The organism is Roseibium sp. TrichSKD4, from assembly GCF_000148725.1.
GTDB lineage: Bacteria > Pseudomonadota > Alphaproteobacteria > Rhizobiales > Stappiaceae > Roseibium.
This window is the reverse complement of sequence record NZ_GL476314.1, coordinates 1-22506: the sequence shown is the minus strand read 5'-3', so window position 1 is coordinate 22506 and position 22506 is coordinate 1. Positions and strand designations below refer to the sequence as shown.

Sequence of the window (22506 nt, the reverse complement as noted above, 5' to 3'; positions counted from 1 at the left end):
ATGGGTGTTCAAGTTGCGCTTAAAGTGAAGGAGGCTTGAAAATCGCCGGGGCTGTCACCTGTCAGTAACGAGGTTTATTGCCCTTTTATTGGTCTTTAAAACAGTTTGAGTTGTTGGGCTTCGGACTGATCGCCGCGCCGCTTGTTTTGGCGGTCGCGCAACTTCTTTTGCACCCGGAACGCTGTTCGCTCCGAAAGACCAGAAGCGCGGGCAGCTGAGCGCACGCTTGCGCCTAAAAGCAGTTCTTTTTCAAGCCGCTGTTGGGCCTGTTTCAAGATGGCAGCTGGCCCACGCGGAATGACAATGTGCCGGGCTCCAGCTTCCCTTTGATCGGGGGAAAGAGTGCGGAAATACTCACAAATCAAATCAGCCGCCTCACGGCCGACGACATCGATCAACCAATGCCCTTCGGAAACCCTTGCCGGAATATCAATCCGCGTTCCTCCCCGAACCTCGGCAATGGCAAGGGCAGCGTCAACGCCTGCCGCCTCTGCAATCTCGCCAAGATAACCGGGGAGGTCTTCGGGTTTCATTTTCCCAACCCTCTCACCAGTTCACCTAGACGGTTCATGATAGAGATCCACTCTTTGTCCGTGAGGTCAGAGAGCGGGCAGTCGATACCGAATTCAGTTTTCAGGAAACCAGCCAACGTGCCCGGTTGTTGCCCGGCCTGAGCCAAAAGGCCCCATTGGAGCTGGACAATCTGGTAGCGGCGATCATTCAGGATCGGCGGGTGAAACTTGTTGAACGTGAACAAGTCTAGCGCCTGAGTTTCCCTTATGATCCATGCCTTGAGGGCTTCAATGACTTTCCTCGCGTCCTCGCCATGATGGAGGAACCGCGAATGATCAATTCCGGTCTGTCGCTTGAGGAAGGCCATCATGGCTTTGTCGGTGCGCGTCTTGAACACACCCAGGTTCCAACCCGCGATCCAGAGTGCTTGCAGTATGGGAGCAAACTTGCCAGTTGCGCGGCCTGCCTTCGGAGCCGGGCGCTTGGGAACAAAGCCATCCGCCTGGAAGGCCATATAGACCTTCTGCCGTTCCCGTTCACTCAGATCGCGGGTGGAACGCTTGCCTGTAAGCGTTTCCAGCTTGTCCCGATAGGTGTCGTCATCAAGGCCAAGCTGCTTTTGGGCAATCTTCAACAATTGAATGCTGGTCATGACAGAGCCTTTTCCAACTCTCTCGCCAAGAGCGAAACCGGGATGCTGAACTCTATCCAGTCGCCGGGCCAGACCCCCGTTTCGTCAAATGGCAGGCAGGCAACGATGGCGCGATAGATTCCTTCACCGTTGTTGCAATCGTGAATTTCCCAAAGTTCCAACGGGAACACTTCTTCAAGCGCCTGCTCAATCCGGCGCTCGCGCTCTGCGACTGTCAGGGTTTTATCCAACATGGGTCGGCCCTTTCTCTGAAAGAAACTCAATCCAAGTGTTTTCAGGAACTACAGGCAGAGCCTCGCCACTGGTCCGCTCAAGGGCCTTGAGCAGATCGATACTATTCAAAACATCTCGGTAAGCTTGCCGGATGACATGGGACTTGTGCCCGGACTGATCGGGGCGTTTCAGCATCGCGCCCAGCCGGTCAGCGACGTTTTGCAGAAGGTCGATGATGTAAGGATCAGTCTTCATCGTCGGCCTCCTGATCATCAGCGAGGCGCGCGGTGTAAACCGGCTCTAGATCGATGCATATTTCCAGTTTGTGGCCGCATTCTGCGCAGGTATGCGGGATGGAACCCTCATCTTCAAAAACGTCCCCTGCATCATCTGGATCGATCTGAGCGTAACAAGCGGGACAATTCCACCAGTTCACTCCGGGTGCGTTACTGCATTCCTCTTGGTGTGGTTCGCGTTTCATGATCTCAATCCTTGTAAGGAAGTCTGGGCTGGATCTGATTGCCAACGGACCCGGCATCTCCGAGCGGTGCAGGCTGTGCTCTGGCTTCCAGTTCCAATCTCAAAAGGTCTTTGGTGATTTCTTCGATCTGGTCATGCAGCTCGCGCTGCCGGCATTTTCGAAATCTCAGCTTGTAAGCCCGCGCCAGAAGCTCATTCCGGCGCAGACGCAAGTTTGTCACCTCACTCAAACCATCTGCGGTGTTGGCGAGGCGGGACATGTCACGATGTCCCGATCAGATCTGGGGAATTGTCTTGTCCGTCGACGCCATGGGAAAGGTTCACATTCGCCCCAGCTGCATATCCATGAGACGCGGCCTCGCCATATCGGAGTTTCCGATTGCGCCGCTTCACATCCACTAGGTTTGGAAACTGTTCGCACAATGCTTGATACGCCTGTGCCCCTTCTTCCTCATTGCGAATATCTTCGAAGAGTTCCAGCAGCCTGTTACCTAGACGAGCAACCATTCCCATCTTGAAGTCGGAAACTGCTTGTCGTTTGGTCGCAATTGACCGGCGACGGCGATAAAAGCTTGTTACCTTGAACGCCTGCACTTCCTTTCGGATTGCGCGGTCGCAGACAGTCCAAAGGTAAGTCGCTATTTCCGGGCCCGGTTCTTTACCGATGAAGCGCACAAAAGTTCCGTCTTCTTTCTCCAACAGGATTGAAGAGGTGTTGGTGCAGGCCGAAATAACTCTCCACAAATGGCACTCCACCGACTGGCCGCGCTTTTGTGTCTGGCTCTCACTTTCGCTCATCTCAAGATCGAGTTCCGATAGGCCCGCCTTGCGCATAAGTTCCGCTGCTTTGGAAGCGGCTGCCATAGCTTCTGCTTCCGTGCATCCCTTGGATGTGGTTTTCTCACGCAAGGCGCGGATGCGGTCCCTGAGTTTAGCCTTGTCCATCTCAGGCCACCTTTGCCAGATCAATTGTGACCAACTCCCAAGCCGCATCCGGTGCCGACCGTTGGTAGAAGTTGATGTAGGTCTTTGATCCTGTAATCCGCATTGCATCGCGGATCGCACCCATTGCCCGTTGCCAGCGCTGATCTTCGATTTCCAACCGCAAGAGCATGAAGATCTCCGACCGATTGATCTGACCTTCCTTGTCGGTGTTGAAAGCGCGGGTAACGATTGCCCTGATTTCCGGGCGGCTGTCAGCAGCCCATTCATTCAGGCATTCATCGATAAGGGACTTGGCGATCTGGAGCTGCGGCCCGAAGTCGATGAAATCTGACACCCGGACCTTGACCATTTTGCAGCCATCCAAAGATCGATAGGTCTTGTTGCCCTTCTTGCCGCCGCGCCGTGCACCAAAGTCTTGTTCCAGCAGCGCATCGAGTTCGCCAAGGTCCGTAAAGGTATGGCCCTTGAACCGAGAGACTTGATCAGAAAGAGGAACCGCGTAGCCAAAGATCTTGCGGACCGTCTCATCTTCCAGCTTGTCCTGAGGTTTCACCAGTTCAAGCGGAACAAGGTTCCCTTTGGCGTCGGCCATGTATTGCTTGCCGTTGAGCACCTGGACGCCATCGTCAATGGCTTGAGCGTCGGTGCGGGCTTCCTGTACGGCTGCGGTCATGCTCTGTCTCCTGAATTGTTCGTGGAGTTGCTTTTTTCGAACCGATCAGGGTCCGGGTCGCCAAAGAACGCGGCGGTCACATCATGCTTGGGTCTCGGAAGGCAGCGAACCGCCTCCCGTGACACCCTGAATTTTCGAGGCTGGTACTTGGCGGGCTGAACGGGCGGTTCTGCGGACGCCGGTTTTTGCACCGTGCGCACTTTCGGCAGTTCATCTGGAAAGGCGAGCAGGCACATCGCCAGATAGTAGGCGCGTTCAATGTCGAGGTGAGAGCGCCCCATGGTCAGGGCGATCTCGTCGAAATCATCCCCCAAGCGTTCAAGCCCGAGAACGGCCGCAAGCTCAATACGAGTAAAGTCGCCGGTGGAAATCATGCCGCCCCTCCATCATCACGGGAGGAAACAAGGATCGGACGCTTGGCAACCGGAAAGACAACAATCGTATCGTCGGAAAGATCGATCTCCGTGAGCCGGGAGCCTTCGGCAACCCGAGACAATTCCAGCGACCGCGCCCGGTCCGCAAACTCGTCAAGGCGCATGCTGATATCGATGAAAATGTTGAAGGCCGGATCGTCTTCTGCAATCAAACCGTCGATCTTGCGTTCAAGCGCCTTGCGATAGGTGTAGAGGTCGAGACTAAGAGGCATTGCGACCTCCCTTCTTTGCGATGCGCGAGTGGGGACAGCCGCCCCGGCAGGCAAGGCCAAGCACTGCGGCAAGTTCAAGGCGGGTAAAGTCGCCGGTGGAGATCATGCAACGTCTCCCCCGGTTGGTTTTGGCGGCCATTCCCGAGAAAGGCGTTCGGACAGATCGATCACATCGGCGGTGGGCTGTCCGACAACGCTGGAAAGCTCGTCCTGCAAAACCTTCGCGCCCGCTCGGTTGACTTCGCCAATCCGGTGAGCGCGAAGTTCCTGCTCCATGGAAAAGGCCAGTTTTTGCAGGGCATGAAGACGAAAGTCGAGCCGCGCAAGATAGGGTTTGAGAACCGGCCAGTCGGCAAGATCAGCAGCAATGTCACTGCGAAGGACGGAGAGTTCGTCGGCAAGAGAAGGAGCGCTCATACCACATCCTCCACGTCCCGGTTCGTCCAGGCTTGCTCGATATGTTCAACAGACACCAGATTGGAACCGTCACCGATCGCAAGCATGGAGGCCAGCTTCATGGTCTTGTCGATCTGCCGGAGCGCGCCACCTTTTCGGGCAATTCCGCGAAGCATCGCGACGGCCTTGGGTTCTTCGATGTCCCAAGCCTTGATGAACATGTTGATGTCTTCGGGATATGGTTTTTCCCGTGATATTCGCTTGCCAAACCGGCTCTTGAGCTGATCGTAAGAACGCCCGTTCTTCCGGCCCTGGGCAAAGCGGGTGTAAACCTCGCTATTGCCGACCAGAGCCACGCCGCATTGATAATTGTCGGAGAAGTGGCGAAGCTGGTTGATCGCATCATCCTGAAGGTTCTGCACTTCATCAACGATCAGGAGCGTGTTGCCCCCGGCTCGAGCAAGCTTGCGTCCAATCGCCCGGCCATGACGGGCCGGATTATGCTCCTGAACTTCCAGTTCCTCAGCCAACTCGATCAACATGGCATAGGGCGTTTTGGTGTTCGGAGACATGGTCGCCATGTAAACGTTAGGACGTACACGCGCGTAGTGGCGACATACGGCGGTCTTTCCAATGCCTGCAATGCAGGTAATGACCGCGACATCATTGGTGGCCTGCGCCCACGCCAGGGTCTCGAACACTTCTCTGGCAAAGCGCGTCGTCAGAAAATCAGGCGATGAAGGAATGCGCCCGACGAGATCCTGCGTTTCTTCCAGCTGCTGGAGCCAATTTTGGATCTTGTTGTTTTGGCTATCGAGACGGCCGGAATATTTGCCCGAATACCAAAGATTGAAAGAGGCTGCTGGTAGTCCGCAGCGTCTGGCTACTTCACCTTGGCTCCAATTGTTTGCCTTCGCAATATCCGCGACCTTGGCGGTCAACTCTTCCCATCGCGCGACATCTTCCTCGCTGCGGTTGTCCCCAACTGGAGGCGGTTGCCGCAGCGTATCCCACGTTGATTGCCCCTTCGGGCTTGTGGCGTTTTGGGTGTTCATCTATGGTTCCTTTGGTTATTTGCTCGCAACTCACCTACTTGCGATCAATACTGGCGGGGCTTCGTTCCTCAGCCCCGCCACCTTCTTTCGGAACCGTACTCACTACTTTTCGGCTCAATGTCGCCGTCGCCGTACTCGTTACACTTCGGCTCGGCGGGGTCGGAGTTTTGCTCCGGAAAATCGAGAACACTGCCAAACCCGACCTTCGACATGGCGCGGGAAAAACTGTCCTCGAAATCTGATGTTTGGGTGTCTGCCTCTGGCTCTTCTGATGGAGCCGGACGGTCTATGATCTTGCCCGGAATGAGGCGCGTCACTGCCGGGCGTATCGGCTCCGGATCAACGGCCTTTTCATCTGAAGGGGCATAGAGATCAGCCAGCTGACGGGCGCTAAGCCGCGTGTGCAGATCGCGCTGCGCCTTGACCGCCTTATCCAGTTCTCTGCGATTGCGGGCGTGTTCTCTCGCCGCCGTCTCATCCTTGAAGCCAACATCGTCGATGCAAGGTGCATCGCATATCCATCGGTTATTCAGATCGTAGACCTTGACCGGCAGGTGCAGGTTGTCCGGATCAAAGCGGATAACAACCTTGCCGCCCATATGCTGATTGAGTTCGCGGGACCAATACCGGTTCCCCTGAAAACGCACCTCGCCGGACCCTTTGTGGGTCTTGATGGTTTCCGAAGCGAGCAACCAGAGCGCCCGCTGTGAAGGGGACGCGACTCGAATGATCGTCCCCGGTGCTTCAATGGAGGCGCGGAAAGTCTCGTCAAAGGACCGGCCCGCACAATTCTCTGCAGATCGGCCCACCTGGGCGTTGTGGTCCCGAATGCGCTCAGCAACAAACGCCTTGAACGCATCAAACGGAATGGCCCGGCTCATGTAGTTGTCGGGCTTGTGTTCAGGGCTGCGACCAGTATAGGCCCCGGCGCAAAACGGGTGGCGCGATATGGTGTCTGTCAGATCGCGAAACGCCCGTTCGATAGGCTTGGATTGTCCCGAATATGGCGTCGTAAAGTGAACATTGACGCCAAGTGCCACAAGAAGCCCTTCCGGGTCTTCATCCTTTACCTTGAACCGGAAACGGGTTTTCGCCCCGCCCGAAATCCACTTGGCGGCAAAGCCCCGCCCATTGTCGAGATAAATGTCTTCAAAGATCCCGTAGGCTTCGACCACATCGCCGATAGCCAACCGGACAGTTTCCTTGTTTTCCGTTTCTGACAAGCGCCACGAAACGATCTTGCCTGAATAAAGATCCTGAATAGCCAGAAGACATGGGCGACCGGGTTTCTTGCGGCCGGGATATGTCACGAACACATCGAACTTGTGCCCATCCATATTGACCATTTGCAAAGCGTGAAGATCGCGGCGCGTCCGCCGCTGAGCCGGGAACAGGGCCTTCGCCTTTTCCTTGCCAGAGCGGGCCATGGTCTGAACGGCCTTTGACACCTCATGATCAAGACGGCGGCGCAAGGACCGCTCTGAGGGCAGCGGCTCCAAACCGTTCTTTTTGGAATAGTCCTTCACCCGCCGATAACATGCCGAAAACGAGGGCTTTTCCGGGCGAAGGAAATCGGATTTCAGCATCTCGAACAAATCGGGATGACAATCGGCAAACTCGGCCGCTTTCGCCGTGGAAGGTGCAAGCGCTGCGAGCCAGTCCTCGCGCTCGCGGTGAAGCACCTGAGAGCGCCAGTTATAAACGGTCGCCCGGCTCAGCTCTGCCTCTTTGGCGGCAAGTTTGACGGCATCAACCGGCGCGAGCCCGGCCGCTTCCAGTTTTGTCACCCGTTCAAGGATCTTTAAACGGTCTTTACAGACCTGTTTTTGAGCATTTGAAAGCCCGTTAAACCGTTCCCAAAGAGCGCGGCGCTCTGCCGCTTGCGGATCCTCTTCGTCATTGGCCGCTGGCTCCATGATAATCGCGAGGCGTAGCTGTGCCGCTTCCGGCAACACGCAGACATGGTATTCCTTTGTGGGTTTGGTTGTACCTGGAACAAGCCGGGAATGACCGGACCAGCCTTGCCTGTCCGCCATCTTCGACAGCCCGCGAACGCTGTGCGGCATATCGGGCAATTTGGCCTCGGCCAATTCTGCAAAGGAAAACCACTCTTTCATGACCGCCCCCGCTTCACATCAACTGGTGTGGATCTCAGCGACTTAAGCTGTCGCCCGATTACCTTCTGCTCCTGTTGGAGCCGGGCGATCTCGGCAAGGCGGGCTTCGTCGCCTTGCAAGAGGGTCAGGCCGTCCTCGGAAACGACAACATCCCAAAGCCACGGGGCGTCGGTTGCCCGCACAAACGCGCGGAACCGGACGAGAGAAATGTCATGGGTGGATTTGCTTTCGGCCGTGTAGGCATCCAGCGTTGATTTGGAAATGTTTTCCTGCCGGAGATATTGCGCCATGCGGGCGACAATCGTCGGGCGGTCGTATTTGCTTTCTCGGATGGCCTGCGCCATGGAGCGCTTTACGCGAGAACGGAAGCGATCAATATCAATCGACGTGACCGGCGTGCGAACCGGAAAAACCGCTTCCTCGAACAAATCGAATTGGTCTGGATTGGGGAGGCTCATTATGCGGCCTCCTGCTCTTCATCTTCACCCGAACCATCATCCAGCTCACCAAGGAACCGGGCGCGGGCGGCTGGTGTGGCCTTTTCCCACGCATTCAATAGGGCGGCGTAGGTAATCAGGTCATGGTCAGGGACAACTTTCGGCTTGTCGCAGGCAAGGGAAACGGCTTCGGAAAACTCTTTCCCCTTGGCAATCGCCTTGCCGACCCGCTGTTGGAGGCTCGGCTCCATTTTGGTCAGTTTGAGCAGTTGGGATTGGTTGTCAGCAATCGGCGTGTCACGAAGTGCCGCTCGGACTTTAGGGTGCAAGTTTTTGGCGATCTGGTTCAGGCGTTTGATTTTTCCACGTGACCAGCCCAATCGGTCCTGAATGTGTTCTTGTAGATCTCGACCGCCTGCAAAAATCAAAGGCTCAACTTGAGCCTTTGATTTCTTGTCACCACCGCGTTTGATCTCGCCGTGTTTCTTTTCCCAAAGCTCGCGGTAGGTTTCGACAAAGATCGCGCGATCAATAACCGACAACTCATTGCGGTATAGGTTCTCTGCAATCTCGATCAGCTGCGCTTCGTCCGCGTCAGCCTTGACCACCATGCAATCAATCTCGGTAAGGCCAAGGATTTGGTGGGCGCGATACCGATGCGCCCCGGCAACCATTGTGTGGGTGCCGCCCTTCGCTGCAGGCGTTGCCCGAACCGTAATCCGATTGATCAAGCCACGATCAGATATCGACGCGGCGATTGCTTCCGCATGGCCTTCGTCAATGTCCCGGAGGCGTTCGCCCAGGATGATTTTAGCTAAAGGGTCCGCCCTGAACAACGTCTAAGCCATTGATGTTGCGCGTGGCCGAAGCAATACGCAAATATTCGATTTGACCGGTTTGGGGATGGGGTTTGTGATCCAGAGCAGCAAAATGATCAGTGCATTGAGGATCAGACGCAGGTTATGACCGGCTGCGGCCAGCAGGGCGTTGATGGCATCGCCATTTTTGCCATTGAGGAAGTTCCGGTCAAGTCGTCCATCTGTTTTCATGTGGCCGATGGTGGCCTCGATCGCTGATCGTCGTTTCAGCTCACGCTTCATCTGTGCCGTCAGCCCGCGCTTCTGGCCGGAGATCATGACCTTGGCGTCGCCCTCATAATCATGCCCCCGATAGCCACGGTCCACATAGACACGCTCAGCTTTGGTGCCGCAGACTTTCTCAGCCTGACTGATGGTGTCATTCAAGGTGTGCCCATCATAGGGATTGCCCTCAAAAGCCCTCGCCGCAAGAACCAATCCTTCCCGATTGGTCGTGGCAATGCCAACCTTGGCCCCGAACTCGTAAGGTGTTCGCGCCTTGCCCTTGGCAATACAGGCCACTTCCGGCGCATGCATGGAATAAATCTTGTTTTTGTCCTTGGGGGTCTGGGCCAGAAGCCGCTCCACCAGTCCCAGCAGACGGGAGAACCGGTGCTCAAGACCTTCGTTGCCTGCGATCTTGCGGGAGATGTCGCGATAGACCCGGCCCAGATAGGTCTTCAGCTTTTTGAGTTCCCGGCGCATCCGCTTGAACTGTTTGGCATGGGCATAACGGCCCGCCATCAAGGCCGCCTTTTTGGCAACTCTGGTATGGCTGCGACGCAAGATGATGCCGGCCCTCTTGGCCTGGCGCACCAGAAGCTGCAAGGCCTTGTGATAAAGACGGCTATCGGTGGGATGGGCAATGGCTTTGGGTTGAACGGTCGTATCAACCAAGACCCGCTCAAGGCTGCTCTTCTTGATCGTCCCGCTCTCAATCGCAACACCTACCGTAGCAGAAAGAAGCTTTTCCATTCCCTCAGGACCAATCCGTTTGCGCCAGCGGGTCATGGTTGAGGGATCAATGGGGAATTGGTGCTGGAAAAACTCAAAACCGCAGAAAGACTGCCAGTAGGGGTTTTCAACCCAACGCTCAACCGTCTCTTCATCGGAAAGATCGTACATGTGCTTGAGAAAGTGCAGCCCGGCCATCAGACGCGTTGGTTTGGCCGGTCGTCCCAAGGGGCGATAATGCCTGCCGAACTCCGCATCAAATTCATCCCAAGGCATCAGACCAGACAGCCGCACCAACGAATGGTTCATATCGATGATTGCGGCCAGGCGTTCCTTGAACAGATCGCCACACCGTTTGTTGCGTTTTGAAGGTCTCATGAGAATATGCCAGAAAATGCGTGCTTCGGATCAACTAACCGGCATATTCACACATCCAAAACCCAATGGGTATCCATACTCTTCAATCAGTTAAGGGGTTTTTCAGCGCGAACTAAAGGAATAGTCTTGAGGTCAGCCATCTACGCGCGCTCCTCATATTCTTGATTGAAACTGTCCAGATAGTCGGATGCGATTTCCAGTTCCCGCTCAAAGAGCTTCACGGCGCGTTCGACCATAGTCACATAAGCAGCATCAAAGGCGGCAATGTCCCGGCGATCTTCTATTGCATCACATGCAAAGGCCGTGGAAGTCCGACGCCTTCCCATCATTTTGCAAAGACGGCGGCGCGGTATCAGAAACCGGGCATTCAATATGTGGGTGACGATCTGCCGGGCCAACATGGCGTCAAACAGATTGCGCGGCGGATCAATGATGAACTGCATTGGCAGATGCGAAAAATGCATCTGGACGGACTTTTGGGCACACGCCAACATCATCGCGAGCCGCTCGTCCTCATCATAAGGATTAAACGCCATACTCCCCTCCGCTTTGAGTTCCGGCGCGGTCGAACAAGCCAAGCGCGGAGAGGAATATTTGCGCTATGAACTGGTCACAGCCTTCGACCGATGACGCGCCAACATGCACATCATTGGAAAAGTACCCGCCTAACTCATCAAGGCCGTGCCCTTTCAGCACGTGGCAGATCGAGGCTAACGCCGCGCTAAACCCACACCCATAAACAAAGCGAGTTTCGCGGTGATCGGGCGCAGGGCTGTCGGCTTGCTCCATCCAATGGGCCTGCGCTTTGAGAAGCCGTATCCCTTCTTCGGAAACGGCAACGATACCTGCCCGATTTTCGAACAAGCCGCTGCCGACCAGCTTTGCAATTTCGTTGGATCTTTGGTGTTCATCAAAATTATGATTTTGAATATTCATCTGAAAGTCTCCAATCAGTTGATGAAGAAACGAGCGAGTTCCGCTGACAGAACTCCAAGTCCAAAACCGACCGACAAAATGATTGCGGCGCTTAAGGCAGGAACAAGAAAGACCGACGGCGGGTCTTCGTCGCGGGTGTCAAATGAATTGCCTTTGGTCATGTCTAAACCTCGGGTTCGATTAGACGTTGCCCGCAGCAACTGCGGGCTGCATGATCTGGATGTGGCGCAGGGGATCGGCACCTGACCGCCGGGGCAATCAAGTCGCTCATGTGCTTCCGTTGGGAGGTAACGAGGCGAGAGCAGGCCATCCCCCGCGCCACTGCGATCAGAAAAACAGCGCAGGGAGGTGGTTACGCAGCTTCCTGATCAGAGGAAGAAGGCGAATTCGCTCTAGCGTGCCTGGTCATTTGTGAGGTAGAAACACGGTAAGAGGTTTGTTTGCGGTAGCGATCCGGCCATAGCTCTTCGGCAGGGGTTTCTAGGAACTCTGAGATGACCTTCTCGGCAGTGCGTGCGGTGCGTGTCCATACATGGGAAACGCCGCGAGGGGTTATGCCCGCTCGTTTAGCGAGTTCTTGAAGTGTCATTCCCTGACGGAGAATTTCGGCATAGATCGAGTGTCGATCCCAGCCATTAACTGGCGGGAACTTCGGCTTAGCCATGGGAAGCCTCTTTGGTTGGAGAAACGGCTTGCGGCAACAAGCCGTTTTTCTTAAACGTTATGTGTGCAAATTCGGCCCGATTAACGGCCCGACAAAAGAAGGTATATAGCGAGAGCGCTCTTTTGTAAATAGCGAACTCGCTTTTAATGGTGGAAAGTTGGCGAGGCCTGAAAAAGCATCAAAAACAGAGTTAGGCGAACGAATTCGAGAAATTCGCAAACGGATGGGTGATCCAGATCGAAATGAGTTCGCCCAACAGCTTGGTGTTACACTTAGTAGTGTGGCCCGATATGAGCGGGGCGAGATGGAGCCTTCTTGCCAAGTGCTTTCAGCTTACTCCGAGAAGCTCGGTGTAAATTTGCGATGGCTTCTCACAGGTAAAGGAAAGATGTTGATTGGCGAGGACCAATCGATAGGCGACGTGAGTATCGCCGATATAAGAAAACTGAATTACAACATAGCATCCGCCGCTGCAGAAAAACTGTCTCGGCGAATTGATCCTGACGAATTCGCCGAGCAGTTTATCGAAGCTTTCGACTACCTACTCAGTGAGCGGCAACTTGATAAAAGCTCGTCTGAGAATGTCGTGGGCTTTGCCTCTCAGAGATTGAAGCGCGCATCCTCTCAAGACGGCAAATGAGTTCATCATAAGTTGGGCTTATGTAGCCGATTTCGGCAAGTGGGTGACCTGCGATGACACGATCTCGATACACACACGGTTGCCATCCTGTGGCAGTGTAAAAGCGCCGGTACTTGTTTCGGCGAAATGCCCAAAGACAACTTGGCCACATATCGTTTTCGTGAAGAAAGTCGGCCATCAACATCATCACCGTTGGGCCAACCAGTCCCCCTCGGAACGTGGGTAGTATGTACGCAGCATGCATCTCCCCTCGCGCATGTATCGCAGTGTCTGAGTTTGGTTTGCAAAGCGCAAATCCAACAACAGCGTCATCATTGAGCACGCAAAATAGAGCTTCACTTGTAGTTTGCGTTTTGAACCAATTTGACCATTGGTAGCGCCGATACTTCTCGCTGCGTTCTGCAAGCACCTTGTCGGGCATGAAAGAATATACTTCATTCCAACAAAGTGAATGAATTTGCGCAATTTCATTTACGTCATTTTTAAGTCCAGGTCGTATAGAAATAGTCATTGGTAAATCTCCCAAAACGAAGGCATTGCCCCTTCATTATGAGATAAAAACTGCTATGCGTGATTGGTCGATTAAAGAAAATGCTGTGAACTTTTTCAGTCGGACACAGAAAACCCGAATAAGAATTCTGACGCTGTTTTCTGCCGGTTTCATGGGCCTAGTATTAGGCGTGGCACTTACATTTTATTATTTCAGCTTGATCTCTGGCAAAATCAACGATGAAGGCATTGGCAAGCTGTCAGCGTTTGCCGCATGCTCGACTGGGCAGTCGCCAACGATCGAATGGCAAAATGCAATTTCCGCTTCCGAAGACGGACGCGACATATTCGATATAGAAAAGAATAACCGGATCGCAAGCTACCTGACTTCAGTCATAGATCCCCACGCGTGCGGAGCCAGTCAGGCCACGAGCGCTCATCACGATGATGGGGTAGGCTTCTGATTGTTTCCAAGCAATCGCAGTGTCGGAATGTAAAAAATCCGCCCTATCTATGCCTTCGCTCGCACGATTGATGACCGGGAGGGAAAGGATGTCCAAGGGGATCTCAGTTGCGGGCGGGAAAGAAGCAATCACCTTCCCATTCGGACGTATAATGGCTGAAACGCAATCTTCACACTGAGTTTGCTGACTAATCAAAAAGTGAGGTGAGACGATGGCGACCAAGGTGTGCTCACCTACCCGTTTTGCGAGAGGCAAAAATGGCACGCCAGACGTTCTGCCGAGCGAGATGTCACCCAAAATAAGCGACGATGTCTTCTGGGATGCTTTGAAATAAGGGCGATCAGAAAGGTCGATTTCTCGAACAGGAAACCTGTAGCTATCATGTTGAAGTATTCCGTCTTTCGAAAGTACCAAGATGGCCCGCACGCCGTTTAAGCGGTGAGCCATACCGGCCATTTGCTCGTGGATTACTCTTGCATTGCTGGTCGTCTTGATCGCATGCCCAATGGTATCAAGGGCAAAGTCCGCGCCGACCAGAACATTCTCAGCAGTGAGTTTATTAATTAAAGTGTGGGTTCTCACCTGGGCCGCTGCATTCGCGAAATTAACGTCCTGCGCTTGGGCTGCCGGGAGCATTAGGAATGATGCGATTAAAAAATATATTCGGAACATCGAAATTATTCGCCTCATCAACAAGAATACTGCGCATTAGATAAAAGCTACCGTCGTGAAACCGGCGTGAAAAACGAACCCTACGTGAATTTTCCGATAGAATGACATAGTGTGCACTCAGTAGCGGTTCATTTTCTCTCCGGAGCAGAAATTCACATTAAGTTATTGTATTTAAATACATATTTACACATAAATGCAGATTTTGAACTGAGTTCCATTTCTAATTTGGATTTCAGCCCAAAAATCGACGGGGATGGTGCCGCATACCCATTCAATTTATTTGATATTTAACAGGGACTTATTCTGCTTTCAGCGTTAATTTAAAGGCTCTCTAAACGCAGGCGGAAAATTTCTGTTTGGTGCGGCGGCTCGAAACCCATTCTAATTTTGGTAGTCAAAAACCGTTACCGAGCGAATTCTACAAAAATCAGTTACATCCTTGTAATAACATTAGTTTTCGCTATTTCCCGCTAAATCCCACTTATTCCCGGTATTCTAAATCTGATAGTCAAATAACACCGATGTAGGCCTGAAAAGAGAGGCCAGTACAATTTCTCTCTCCTTGTCTTGCGCTTCGTTGTTTTCAATTAGTGCAAGATAGGTTTCAGCCATTACGGCGCGTTCCTCCGCATCAATCGACATGTGATGTTCGCTTAGGAATAGCTTCGCCATAATACGTGCTATCCAAAAATAGATAGTTGTCCCCAAAACGCCCATCGTTCCCAGTATAAAATAAACAGGAGTAGGCGTAGTTGGCGTAGCGATGCCGATCATGTACTTGGCAAGCCCAAACAACCCCCCACCCACAAGTGTGGTGGCAATTAGAAAATACCAGAAAAGGAAAAGTCTGTAGGTACCGGATTTTTGCGAATGAGCCGTTGATTTTTGACGCCAGTATTCAACCGGCGCTCGGAGCTTCATATGTTCACGATAAGTAGCTTCTGTATTTTGCAACGATGCAATGGCTTCGTTAGTTGCGTCCACCACCTGCTTGTTTAACAGAGCCGCTTGTTTCTCCGCGATCAACATCGCCTTCCGAACTAAGCGTTTATGCAAAGTCCTCTGCCTTTTAAAGTTCCCACTCTGTTTACGTCGCTCAACTTCAGTTTCATCAAACTTAACTCTAAAATCTTTCTCCAACTCTGTGAGCGCATTTTGGGTAGCAGTTGCGGAGCCAACGGAAAATCCTTCCTGAAAGGCGATACCAAGGACAATACCTTTGAAATGTTTCGCGTCAGGGTTTTGCACACGTAATCCCATAATCTGGCTCAGTGCACCCGCCGCAACAGCGTCAGAATAGTCTTTTCTCAATTGTGAAATAAAAGCACCTTGAACCGAGTTTGAGAGAGGAAGGCCAAACGTCTTAAACAGTTCTCCAACAAGGTGCGCAGCTCTCGCCTTGTCCTGTTGTTGATTGATTTGCACCTGATACCGATGAATATTGGAGAAAATGTCACAGTGGGTTTGATGATCTTTCAGCCAGCGATAAGCAGAAACCTCACTTTCCAGAAAGGCCTGAACTTCTTCCCAAGCCCCGAAGGTTTTTTTTCCGTTGTTGACCCCAAGGTCCAATAAAATTTGCGTATTCTTGTTAGGCAACTGACCGTCCTTAAAAAATATTCGCAGAATGGCCTCGAGAAAATTATTTTCATTCCGCGACTAAGTCTGAGATTTTCATAAACCGTCCAGAAATTAGACTCAATGCCGGAACACAATCTGCAAGCAACGCAGAGAGTTTCTCAGAGAAATAACGATTGTTCTGTCAATTCAGCGCCGTTGAAACCGCCCCCAACACTACGACGCTGAACCCGGCCGAATAATCCTCCGGTCCAAGCGTGAACACCGTTTCCCCTTCTCGGATCAGATGGACGTCGCCGGATATCTCATAGCTCACCCGTTCACATAGCCAGTCTGTCTGTTGGCCTTCTTCGCTAATCGCCTGGACAAGTAAACTCACGTCATTCTCCAATCTTCAGGGCTGTTTTAAAGCCGTCTTAAAGGGCGCTTAAACACCCGATAAACGGCCCTTGAAACTACCCGTGAACATTCCAGAACAATGCGCCCTTTGCGGGGGTGACAGATTGCATGACCTTCCAGGCCTTCGCCTCATAGTTTGGGTGAAGCGGCAACGGCGCGGCCGGGCGCGTCTCTTGAGCAAATGGAACGCCCGCATCGTGAACGGTTGCGCCCTCGATCGCGGGTAGATCCTTGCCGACCTTGACGATGTTCAGGCGTGCCTTGGGCCATGCCGCTCGAAGTGAGAGGGCAAGCGTTCCGCTGCCGCCCGCACACCAGACTTCCGGCGGTTCGATCGAAAGCGCCTCGGCCGCGTCTGTGATCGCCCGGCTTTCAATTCCCCCACCAAAGGGAACAAGGCAGGCGTCCCGATCGGCCGCGTAAGATTTCGCTCGCGATTGAAGCACCGAGAGATAGCCCGGCCGCACCTCAATAACCTTCGCGCCATAGCCTTCCGCCTCGGCTGTATAGCGGCTCTTTGTCGACCTCCAAGGAACGAACAATGTCGCCTGCCTGCAAAGCTGATAGGCAACGGCCGCAAGAGCGATCTGAGCCGCACCAAATGCAGGCCCGGCATAAACAAATTCTCGGGCTGAAGATCGCTCCATCAAATCCCGGAAAATCCGCGTTTTGGTTCCGCCCGGCAACAGATCATCACGGACGACCTCAATGCCGTTGTGGGTTTCAAGAATCGGGGAAGGTAAAGGGCGTGACATGGCCGACATGCTCCGTTGCGCGTTTCGGATCTCCCTTCACAAACACAAGGACATTTTGGTGCGTCTTGCCGAGCTTCCGGGAGGCTTCAAACATGCCCCTTACCCGCATAGGTAGGGAGCCTGCCTGTGTGACCAAAACCCCATCGTTATAGAACTGCAACTCCGCGTTTTTGCAGGCTTGTATCGTATCGGCGACGAAGCCCCTGTTTATCCCCTGCTTGTCGCGGAAGTCGCCAACCACAAAGACCGCAAAGCGATCTGGTGAGAGCCTCGCGGCCGCATCCTTGACCGCCTGCCGAAAGCCTCCAAGAAACAGCTCATAGGGCATGTTGGAAATATCGGCCGGGTCATCGGAGTATTTCTCAAGATCGCCATAGGGCGGGCATGTCAGGATCATGTCGAACCAGCCGCGCACTCCGGATTTGTAGAGCCGAACCGCATCGCCCTGTTTCCAGCGCGCTTCTTTTTGAACTGAAAGCGCCTCGGCCTGCCGCCTGTTTTCGATAATCTGTTCTTCGCTGATATCGACGCCAAGATAAGTGCGGCCGAGAAGCGCCGAAACAATGCCCCGCACCGAGCCGCCTGCAAACGGATCAAGGACGCGCCCACCTTTCGGTGAAAACCACGCGACCAACAGTTCAGTTAGAACCGGATCAAAGACGCTTTTCTCCATCCAGTCGGCGGGCTTATGATCTTGGCCTTGAATTTGGTGCCATCTCGCCATTGAGACAGCATAGCCCTTAAGAAGGTCTTCTTTCCGGCCCTTGCCACTCTCTATGCCGAGATCAAGCCACTGGCGCTTGCGGTCTTGCCACCATCGCGACCGCGCATCGAGGACCGAAAACGGCGGGTATATGAAACTTTCACGTAGAGCATTCTTGCCCATTCCTGGAACCCTTTACCTGCCGCTCCGGGCGATCGGTTATGGGCTCAACCGGCCTCAAACTGTTCATCGTGCCACATCGTGGGCACTTGACCTCGACTGTGCCGCGAATGGCGGCGGGTTCTGACTTCATCAAAAGCTTGCGGCACCTGCCACATCGAATTTCCTGCATGACAACCGTCTGCCGACTCAGCCACACTGCACTTGCCCGCGCGGGCAGCGGGTGCGGCGGTTATCCTCATTTACTGTCGGGCGGGTTCACGTTTTGCGACACCAGATCCCGCCGTCCGGACTTTCGGGTCCGGACCACCCGTGTCTCTTTCTTAGTCCTCTGTTTTCCGCTTTGCCGGTCTGAAGCCAGAGGGAACAAATCCAACCGGCTCCGGCTCTCTCAAAAGCTCGCGGCCGTGAAGATCGAGCAAGCCGGTTCGCCTTGCTCCAAACTCGTCAAATTCACTTTCTTCTGGTTCCGGCACGTATTTTGTCACCTCATTCCACCTCAGGCGTTCTGATGGATCGAAGCGTTGCCCCCCGGTCCAGAAAGTGTTCAACGAGTTCGCTTGGCGTTACCGGGTTGGGCCAGCCTTTCCGGCCGCTCAGGCGAAAGGCGTACTCTGTCCGGCGCAAGAGATCGACGGCGAACTCCGAGCAGATCTTTCCCTTGCCTGCGAATTTGACACCCAGCCCGGCGCGGGCCGCGTCCGCATAGGAGTATTTTCGGCCAAAGACACTGATACCGTAGGTTTCAGCCTCGTCCGTCCAGTCAGCGCCCGTTGCGATATGATCGAATGGCAGGGTTTCAGAAACAGCCCTGAAGCCAACGCCAACACCTTCACGCGCTTCCATGACAAAGAGCCGATCCTTGAACCACCACGCAACACCGACGTGGCTCCAGGAACCGGCGGACACAATGCGAATAAAGAGAGATAAAAGGCTATCCGAACGCCACGCCAGCAAATCGCCAGAGCGGATACTTTCGCGAGCCGTTGCATAGTCAACCATCCATCTACTCCCTCATTTCACAAGAGGCCGATGTATCGAATGCCATGCCTTCAGCATCGAATGAGTGGGTGACAGATGTCGTGAGCCAGTCCCGGTCCGCTTCCGGGGATAAACCGGTCAAGGTGAGGTTCATCTGTTCAAGCAAATCCGGGTCGCCGCACTTGCACGTAATCTCGATCTGCCGCTCTTTCCGGTTAAGCTGCTTTGCCTTGGAACGCGCCGCCGCCGTTGCCGTTTTTTGATCTGGAAAGAGCTTGCGGTGTTCGTACCAAGGGTCACCCTTGTCGAGCTTTTCCTTCACGACAACCCGCTTGCCCTTGTCATGATCGCGGTAAGCGGTTTTCACCCCGGCGTAGTTGTTCCGAAAGTCCCGGCTCCAGTTCCAGGACTTCAAATCGTCACGGGTGAGCGCATGGGTCCGCAAGGCTCCCGAAAGATCAAGGGCGCTACCTCGTTCCAAAAACAGGATCTTGCCGTCCTCGTATTTTTCGATGGCATCGTGAAGGTCGGCAAGTTCCCCGACCATCTGCATCAGAGACTTTTCACCTCTGAAGAAATGGTCATAAGGAACGCTCTCAAAGGCCGGTGAGACAATGGCCTCAAAGCCAGCGCTTTTGGCTTCCGACTTCAATATCTGCCCGAGCGTTGTGTCCTTGTGTGTCTTGGTTGCCCGATGTTTGGCACTTGCCCTAAAATCAACGGAGGTGCCCCGGATTTCCAGAAACTCGCCGCTCTCTTCCTCAAAGCCGCCGCTGTAACCGTCGCAGATAAATGGACCAAAGCGCCGCTTGCGCCCTTCAACATAGCCGAGCGTCGCCCGGATCTTTGCCCCTTCACGCGGTCTTGGGAGCTGCGCAAAGGGGTCGGCAAGGCGAGCGGTGATCTTGTCCGGATCGCCGCCGCTGTTGAGAACAATATCCACTTTCAGAAGATGGGTTGTGACCAGATCGCTCGATGCGCCATCAAAGGTCAGCTCACAAAACGGCGTCATCGGTTAAACCCCGATTGCGGCACTGAGGGCTTAGGCGCGCTCCATTCGGGCAGGGTTATTGTCACCCCGGCCGGAAGGGTCAGGCCGAGATCCGCAAGGCCGGGATTGACCTCATAAATGGCCTCGCGGGCATCCTCGGTGCCGTAGGTCTCAAAGGCGATCAAGTCCACCATGTCGCCGTCGCGGGTCATGTAGTCCCTCATGCCAGTCTCCTAAAACAAGGTCTGCGCGAGACGGTTCAAGGCATTGCCAATGCCGCCGCCCATCAACGGGTTCGGGTTTTCTCGGCCGGAATATCTGGACACTTTGATGTCGTGCGCCCCTTCAAGGATTATTCCGCCTGGTCCGATTGTGTCCTGTGATAGACGGACGCTCAGAATTTTCACCTTGCCGAAGGTCTTTCCCGACCTTGAATAGAGCGGGACCGGCTGGCCTCTCATGGCCGTCTCGGCAATGGCTTCGGCCTCAGAAAACCCGCCAAAGGCTTGGTCGAAGATGGCCCCGGAGATGGTCACAGCAAGCGGATTTGCGCCGAAGAAGTGATCGACCTGACCGCCTCCGGCCGTGAAGTTTTCCTTCCAGCGCGCCTCATATTCGGTGACCAGCTTTTGGTAGTTGAGGCCGGAGACCGTGAAGTGATGCGGGCCAAGGCGCATAAGAATGTCCATCGCCTAGTTCCCTATAGTTTTAGCGCAAATTCCGAAAGACGTTCAAAACGGCCATCCAGAAACTCATTTGTTGGCCGAACCCAGCAAGTGCCCGTATGACAGTCCCGATAGATAACAACTGGTTCCCGATCTTCTTCACGTAACGCTACCGCCTGAACCCAATATTCGGTCCCGCGCTTTACGTGCTTCCAGTGGCTTTCGATACCAATGTCATGCCGGACGACAGCAAGGTTTCGGCGTGCTTCGATGATGTTAAATTCCGGCATGTTTGCTCCTAATCGATATCCCGCATGAGGGAGTTGTTTGCCGCCTTGATTGAACCTGTCGCCGCTTGCCCGGCTGCAACTGGCACCCCGTGAACGTGGGTGTGGTAGTGATTGGTTTGGCTCATGTGCTTGGACTGATCGACCGACTGCGGCACCTCAACGACCTTTGGTTCGCCGCCCGCCTGGTTGTGATTGGCGGCAGCCCGTTCAAGTGCGGCGATCAAGGCTGCCTGATTGGCAGATTGAACCTGTGCCGGGCTTGGCACCCGCTCAAACTTTGAGGGTAACGGCAGGCGGTCACCTTTCGGCCCGGCGCTGCTTTGTGCTGTATGGGCCTTTTCCGGTTCATCACGCTCGCTGCTTGTTGATTTTCACTGAGAACTGACCCGGTGGCCCCATAAATTGTCACTGAGAACTGACCCATGTGAACACACTACCCCGACGTTTTTGGCTCGGGGGATATGGAGTGATCGACATGGGATTTTTGAGTGTCATTCGACGCTGGGCATTGCGTGACAAAATGCCAATCAGAGAGATTTCCCGTCGCACGGGTTTATCTCGCAACACGGTGAAGAAGTATCTGCGCGAGGGCATTGTTGAGCCGAAGTTCAAAACCCCGCCGCGACCAACCAAACTTGATCCGTATGCGGACCGTTTGTCTTCTTGGTTTGTGGCCCAGACGCGCAAGTCGCGCAAAGAGCGTCGAACCGTCAAACAGATGCACGTGGATCTGGTGCAGTTAGGGTATGATGGCTCCTATGAACGTGTGGCGGCCTTTGTCCGTGCGTGGCGTGCGGACCGGCAGCGGGCGGAACAGACGACAGGGCGCGGCACATTTGTGCCTCTGATCTTCCAGCCCGGCGAAGCTTTCCAGTTTGATTGGAGTGAAGACTGGGCCAATATTGGCGGCGAGCGACTGAAGCTTCAGGTCGCGCATATCAAGTTGTCACACAGTCGGGCGTTTTTGGTCCGGGCTTACCTGCTGCAAACGCACGAGATGCTGTTTGACGCCCATTGGCACGCGTTCCGCGTGTTTGGCGGCGTTCCTGGCCGAGGGATCTATGACAATATGAAGACAGCGGTTGATCGCGTCGGCAAAGGCAAGCAGCGGGACATCAACGTCCGTTTCAAGGCGATGGCTAGCCACTACGTCTTTGAGCCTGAGTTCTGCAATCCGGCTTCAGGTTGGGAGAAAGGCCAGGTCGAGAAGAACGTCCAGGACGCGCGCAATCGGCTTTGGCAGGTCATGCCCGTCCTTGCAGATCTGGCTGAACTGAACCAATGGCTTGAAGATCGGTGCATCGCCCTTTGGGCGGAGACGCCGCACAAAGCCTTGCCGGGGTCTCTCGCCGATGTGTGGAAAGCTGAGAAGCCAATGCTGATGGCTCTGCCGCCGGCCTTCGATGGATTTATCGAACATAGCAAGCGAGTGTCTCCCACATGCCTGATCACATTCGAACGCAACAGGTATAGCGTGCCCGCCAGCTTTGCGAACCGCCGTGTCAGCCTGCATGTCTACCCTGACCGACTGGTCGTTGTGGCCGAAGGGCAAACAGTTTGTGAACATGCACGGCTCATTGATCGGTCCTGCCGCAAATCAGGCAAGGTTGTTTATGACTGGCGGCACTATCTTGCTGTCATTCAGCGCAAACCTGGCGCCCTTCGCAATGGCGCGCCCTTCACCGAGATGCCGGAAGCCTTCCAACGGCTGCAGGAACGCATGTTACGCAAGGAGGGGGGTGACAGGGAAATGGTCGACATCCTCTCATTGGTTCTGCAGCAT

Annotated in this window: 36 protein-coding genes; 2 read left to right on the top strand and 34 right to left on the bottom strand. The window is 54.2% G+C overall.

Features of this window, described 5'->3' with window-relative positions; translation table 11 throughout:
* Positions 1-95: 95 nt before the first annotated feature.
* From TRICHSKD4_RS12095 to TRICHSKD4_RS29310, 20 genes are all read right to left on the bottom strand, one after another.
* Positions 96-533 (bottom strand): hypothetical protein, encoded by a 438-nt coding sequence (locus tag TRICHSKD4_RS12095; protein WP_009467536.1) that lies wholly within the window; start codon positions 531-533, stop codon positions 96-98.
* Positions 530-1165 (bottom strand): gp16 family protein, encoded by a 636-nt coding sequence (locus TRICHSKD4_RS12090; protein WP_009467535.1) that lies wholly within the window; start codon positions 1163-1165, stop codon positions 530-532. Before TRICHSKD4_RS12090 ends, TRICHSKD4_RS12095 begins: the two co-directional genes overlap by 4 nt.
* Positions 1162-1398, bottom strand: coding sequence for a hypothetical protein (locus TRICHSKD4_RS12085; RefSeq protein ID WP_009467534.1), 237 nt, complete (start codon positions 1396-1398; stop codon positions 1162-1164). The genes TRICHSKD4_RS12090 and TRICHSKD4_RS12085 overlap by 4 nt, the downstream gene beginning before the upstream one ends.
* Positions 1388-1633 (bottom strand): hypothetical protein, encoded by a 246-nt coding sequence (locus TRICHSKD4_RS12080; protein ID WP_009467533.1) that lies wholly within the window; start codon positions 1631-1633, stop codon positions 1388-1390. Before TRICHSKD4_RS12080 ends, TRICHSKD4_RS12085 begins: the two co-directional genes overlap by 11 nt.
* On the bottom strand, positions 1623-1859 hold the full coding sequence (locus TRICHSKD4_RS12075) for a hypothetical protein (RefSeq protein WP_040616795.1): 237 nt from the start codon (positions 1857-1859) through the stop codon (positions 1623-1625). Before TRICHSKD4_RS12075 ends, TRICHSKD4_RS12080 begins: the two co-directional genes overlap by 11 nt.
* 4 nt (positions 1860-1863) lie before the next feature.
* Complete coding sequence (locus tag TRICHSKD4_RS12070; RefSeq protein ID WP_009467531.1) at positions 1864-2118, bottom strand: hypothetical protein; 255 nt, start codon at positions 2116-2118, stop codon at positions 1864-1866.
* Between the two features lies 1 nt (position 2119).
* A complete protein-coding gene (locus tag TRICHSKD4_RS12065; RefSeq protein ID WP_009467530.1) occupies positions 2120-2803 on the bottom strand; it encodes a DUF2786 domain-containing protein in 684 nt (227 codons plus the stop codon).
* A 1-nt stretch (position 2804) separates the two neighbouring features.
* Positions 2805-3476 (bottom strand): DUF3164 family protein, encoded by a 672-nt coding sequence (locus tag TRICHSKD4_RS12060; RefSeq protein WP_009467529.1) that lies wholly within the window; start codon positions 3474-3476, stop codon positions 2805-2807.
* The gene (locus TRICHSKD4_RS12055) at positions 3473-3850 is read right to left on the bottom strand and encodes a hypothetical protein (RefSeq protein ID WP_009467528.1); all 378 of its coding nucleotides are present in this window, start codon (positions 3848-3850) and stop codon (positions 3473-3475) included. Before TRICHSKD4_RS12055 ends, TRICHSKD4_RS12060 begins: the two co-directional genes overlap by 4 nt.
* Complete coding sequence (locus TRICHSKD4_RS12050) at positions 3847-4122, bottom strand: hypothetical protein (RefSeq protein ID WP_009467527.1); 276 nt, start codon at positions 4120-4122, stop codon at positions 3847-3849. Before TRICHSKD4_RS12050 ends, TRICHSKD4_RS12055 begins: the two co-directional genes overlap by 4 nt.
* 102 nt (positions 4123-4224) lie before the next feature.
* Positions 4225-4539 carry a hypothetical protein gene (locus TRICHSKD4_RS12045; protein ID WP_009467526.1) on the bottom strand — a complete coding sequence of 105 codons (315 nt, stop codon included), beginning with the start codon at positions 4537-4539 and terminating at the stop codon, positions 4225-4227.
* The gene (locus tag TRICHSKD4_RS12040; RefSeq protein WP_009467525.1) at positions 4536-5573 is read right to left on the bottom strand and encodes an AAA family ATPase; all 1038 of its coding nucleotides are present in this window, start codon (positions 5571-5573) and stop codon (positions 4536-4538) included. The genes TRICHSKD4_RS12045 and TRICHSKD4_RS12040 overlap by 4 nt, the downstream gene beginning before the upstream one ends.
* A 68-nt stretch (positions 5574-5641) precedes the next feature.
* Positions 5642-7690, bottom strand: coding sequence for a transposase domain-containing protein (locus tag TRICHSKD4_RS12035; RefSeq protein ID WP_009467524.1), 2049 nt, complete (start codon positions 7688-7690; stop codon positions 5642-5644).
* Positions 7687-8148, bottom strand: a complete 462-nt coding sequence (locus TRICHSKD4_RS12030) for a hypothetical protein (RefSeq protein ID WP_009467523.1) — start codon at positions 8146-8148, stop codon at positions 7687-7689. Before TRICHSKD4_RS12030 ends, TRICHSKD4_RS12035 begins: the two co-directional genes overlap by 4 nt.
* Positions 8148-8963, bottom strand: a complete 816-nt coding sequence (locus tag TRICHSKD4_RS12025; protein WP_009467522.1) for a ParB N-terminal domain-containing protein — start codon at positions 8961-8963, stop codon at positions 8148-8150. The genes TRICHSKD4_RS12030 and TRICHSKD4_RS12025 overlap by 1 nt, the downstream gene beginning before the upstream one ends.
* 3 nt (positions 8964-8966) lie before the next feature.
* Positions 8967-10316, bottom strand: coding sequence for an IS5 family transposase (locus TRICHSKD4_RS12020; protein ID WP_009465529.1), 1350 nt, complete (start codon positions 10314-10316; stop codon positions 8967-8969).
* A gap of 140 nt (positions 10317-10456) precedes the next feature.
* Entirely contained in the window at positions 10457-10852 is a 396-nt protein-coding gene (locus TRICHSKD4_RS12015) for a hypothetical protein (protein ID WP_009467521.1), read from the bottom strand.
* Positions 10842-11252, bottom strand: a complete 411-nt coding sequence (locus TRICHSKD4_RS28130) for a hypothetical protein (protein WP_009467520.1) — start codon at positions 11250-11252, stop codon at positions 10842-10844. The genes TRICHSKD4_RS12015 and TRICHSKD4_RS28130 overlap by 11 nt, the downstream gene beginning before the upstream one ends.
* Before the next feature lie 14 nt (positions 11253-11266).
* The gene (locus TRICHSKD4_RS30735; RefSeq protein WP_009467519.1) at positions 11267-11413 is read right to left on the bottom strand and encodes a hypothetical protein; all 147 of its coding nucleotides are present in this window, start codon (positions 11411-11413) and stop codon (positions 11267-11269) included.
* A 191-nt stretch (positions 11414-11604) separates the two neighbouring features.
* The gene (locus TRICHSKD4_RS29310; RefSeq protein WP_083782777.1) at positions 11605-11916 is read right to left on the bottom strand and encodes a helix-turn-helix domain-containing protein; all 312 of its coding nucleotides are present in this window, start codon (positions 11914-11916) and stop codon (positions 11605-11607) included.
* Between the two features lie 157 nt (positions 11917-12073).
* Here TRICHSKD4_RS29310 and TRICHSKD4_RS12005 point away from each other — a divergent pair, with 157 nt between their 5' ends.
* The gene (locus TRICHSKD4_RS12005) at positions 12074-12556 is read left to right on the top strand and encodes a helix-turn-helix domain-containing protein (RefSeq protein WP_208993078.1); all 483 of its coding nucleotides are present in this window, start codon (positions 12074-12076) and stop codon (positions 12554-12556) included.
* Here the strand turns inward: TRICHSKD4_RS12005 and TRICHSKD4_RS32315 are convergent.
* The 14 genes from TRICHSKD4_RS32315 to TRICHSKD4_RS11945 form a co-directional block, all read right to left on the bottom strand.
* Positions 12462-12977 (bottom strand): GNAT family N-acetyltransferase, encoded by a 516-nt coding sequence (locus TRICHSKD4_RS32315; RefSeq protein ID WP_371256776.1) that lies wholly within the window; start codon positions 12975-12977, stop codon positions 12462-12464. The two genes, TRICHSKD4_RS12005 and TRICHSKD4_RS32315, sit on opposite strands and share 95 nt — an antisense overlap.
* A gap of 457 nt (positions 12978-13434) precedes the next feature.
* Positions 13435-14145: a hypothetical protein gene (locus TRICHSKD4_RS11995; protein ID WP_168157016.1), complete on the bottom strand. Its 711-nt coding sequence runs from the start codon at positions 14143-14145 to the stop codon at positions 13435-13437.
* Positions 14146-14676: 531 nt separating this feature from the next.
* Positions 14677-15780 (bottom strand): DUF6161 domain-containing protein, encoded by a 1104-nt coding sequence (locus TRICHSKD4_RS11990; RefSeq protein WP_040616791.1) that lies wholly within the window; start codon positions 15778-15780, stop codon positions 14677-14679.
* Between the two features lie 163 nt (positions 15781-15943).
* Positions 15944-16138: a hypothetical protein gene (locus tag TRICHSKD4_RS11985; RefSeq protein WP_009467514.1), complete on the bottom strand. Its 195-nt coding sequence runs from the start codon at positions 16136-16138 to the stop codon at positions 15944-15946.
* Positions 16139-16214: 76 nt separating this feature from the next.
* Complete coding sequence (locus TRICHSKD4_RS11980) at positions 16215-16913, bottom strand: hypothetical protein (RefSeq protein WP_009467513.1); 699 nt, start codon at positions 16911-16913, stop codon at positions 16215-16217.
* Positions 16882-17799, bottom strand: a complete 918-nt coding sequence (locus tag TRICHSKD4_RS11975) for a DNA methyltransferase (RefSeq protein ID WP_009467512.1) — start codon at positions 17797-17799, stop codon at positions 16882-16884. Before TRICHSKD4_RS11975 ends, TRICHSKD4_RS11980 begins: the two co-directional genes overlap by 32 nt.
* Positions 17777-17968 (bottom strand): Com family DNA-binding transcriptional regulator, encoded by a 192-nt coding sequence (locus tag TRICHSKD4_RS32310; RefSeq protein ID WP_083782775.1) that lies wholly within the window; start codon positions 17966-17968, stop codon positions 17777-17779. The genes TRICHSKD4_RS11975 and TRICHSKD4_RS32310 overlap by 23 nt, the downstream gene beginning before the upstream one ends.
* A 151-nt stretch (positions 17969-18119) precedes the next feature.
* The gene (locus TRICHSKD4_RS29300; RefSeq protein ID WP_009466985.1) at positions 18120-18284 is read right to left on the bottom strand and encodes a hypothetical protein; all 165 of its coding nucleotides are present in this window, start codon (positions 18282-18284) and stop codon (positions 18120-18122) included.
* Position 18285: 1 nt separating this feature from the next.
* Entirely contained in the window at positions 18286-18798 is a 513-nt protein-coding gene (locus TRICHSKD4_RS11970) for a hypothetical protein (RefSeq protein ID WP_009466986.1), read from the bottom strand.
* A gap of 4 nt (positions 18799-18802) precedes the next feature.
* A complete protein-coding gene (locus TRICHSKD4_RS11965; RefSeq protein ID WP_009466987.1) occupies positions 18803-19789 on the bottom strand; it encodes a phage late control D family protein in 987 nt (328 codons plus the stop codon).
* Positions 19786-19992: a tail protein X gene (locus TRICHSKD4_RS11960; RefSeq protein ID WP_009466988.1), complete on the bottom strand. Its 207-nt coding sequence runs from the start codon at positions 19990-19992 to the stop codon at positions 19786-19788. Before TRICHSKD4_RS11960 ends, TRICHSKD4_RS11965 begins: the two co-directional genes overlap by 4 nt.
* Positions 19993-20001: 9 nt before the next feature.
* Positions 20002-20457: a phage tail protein gene (locus TRICHSKD4_RS11955; protein WP_009466989.1), complete on the bottom strand. Its 456-nt coding sequence runs from the start codon at positions 20455-20457 to the stop codon at positions 20002-20004.
* An 11-nt stretch (positions 20458-20468) separates the two neighbouring features.
* Complete coding sequence (locus tag TRICHSKD4_RS11950) at positions 20469-20723, bottom strand: DUF1653 domain-containing protein (protein WP_009466990.1); 255 nt, start codon at positions 20721-20723, stop codon at positions 20469-20471.
* 8 nt (positions 20724-20731) lie between these two features.
* Positions 20732-20989 (bottom strand): hypothetical protein, encoded by a 258-nt coding sequence (locus TRICHSKD4_RS11945; protein ID WP_009467511.1) that lies wholly within the window; start codon positions 20987-20989, stop codon positions 20732-20734.
* 209 nt (positions 20990-21198) lie between these two features.
* Here TRICHSKD4_RS11945 and istA point away from each other — a divergent pair.
* A partial coding sequence (gene istA, locus TRICHSKD4_RS11940; protein ID WP_139052092.1) for an IS21 family transposase occupies positions 21199-22506 on the top strand: 1308 nt, incomplete at its 3' end.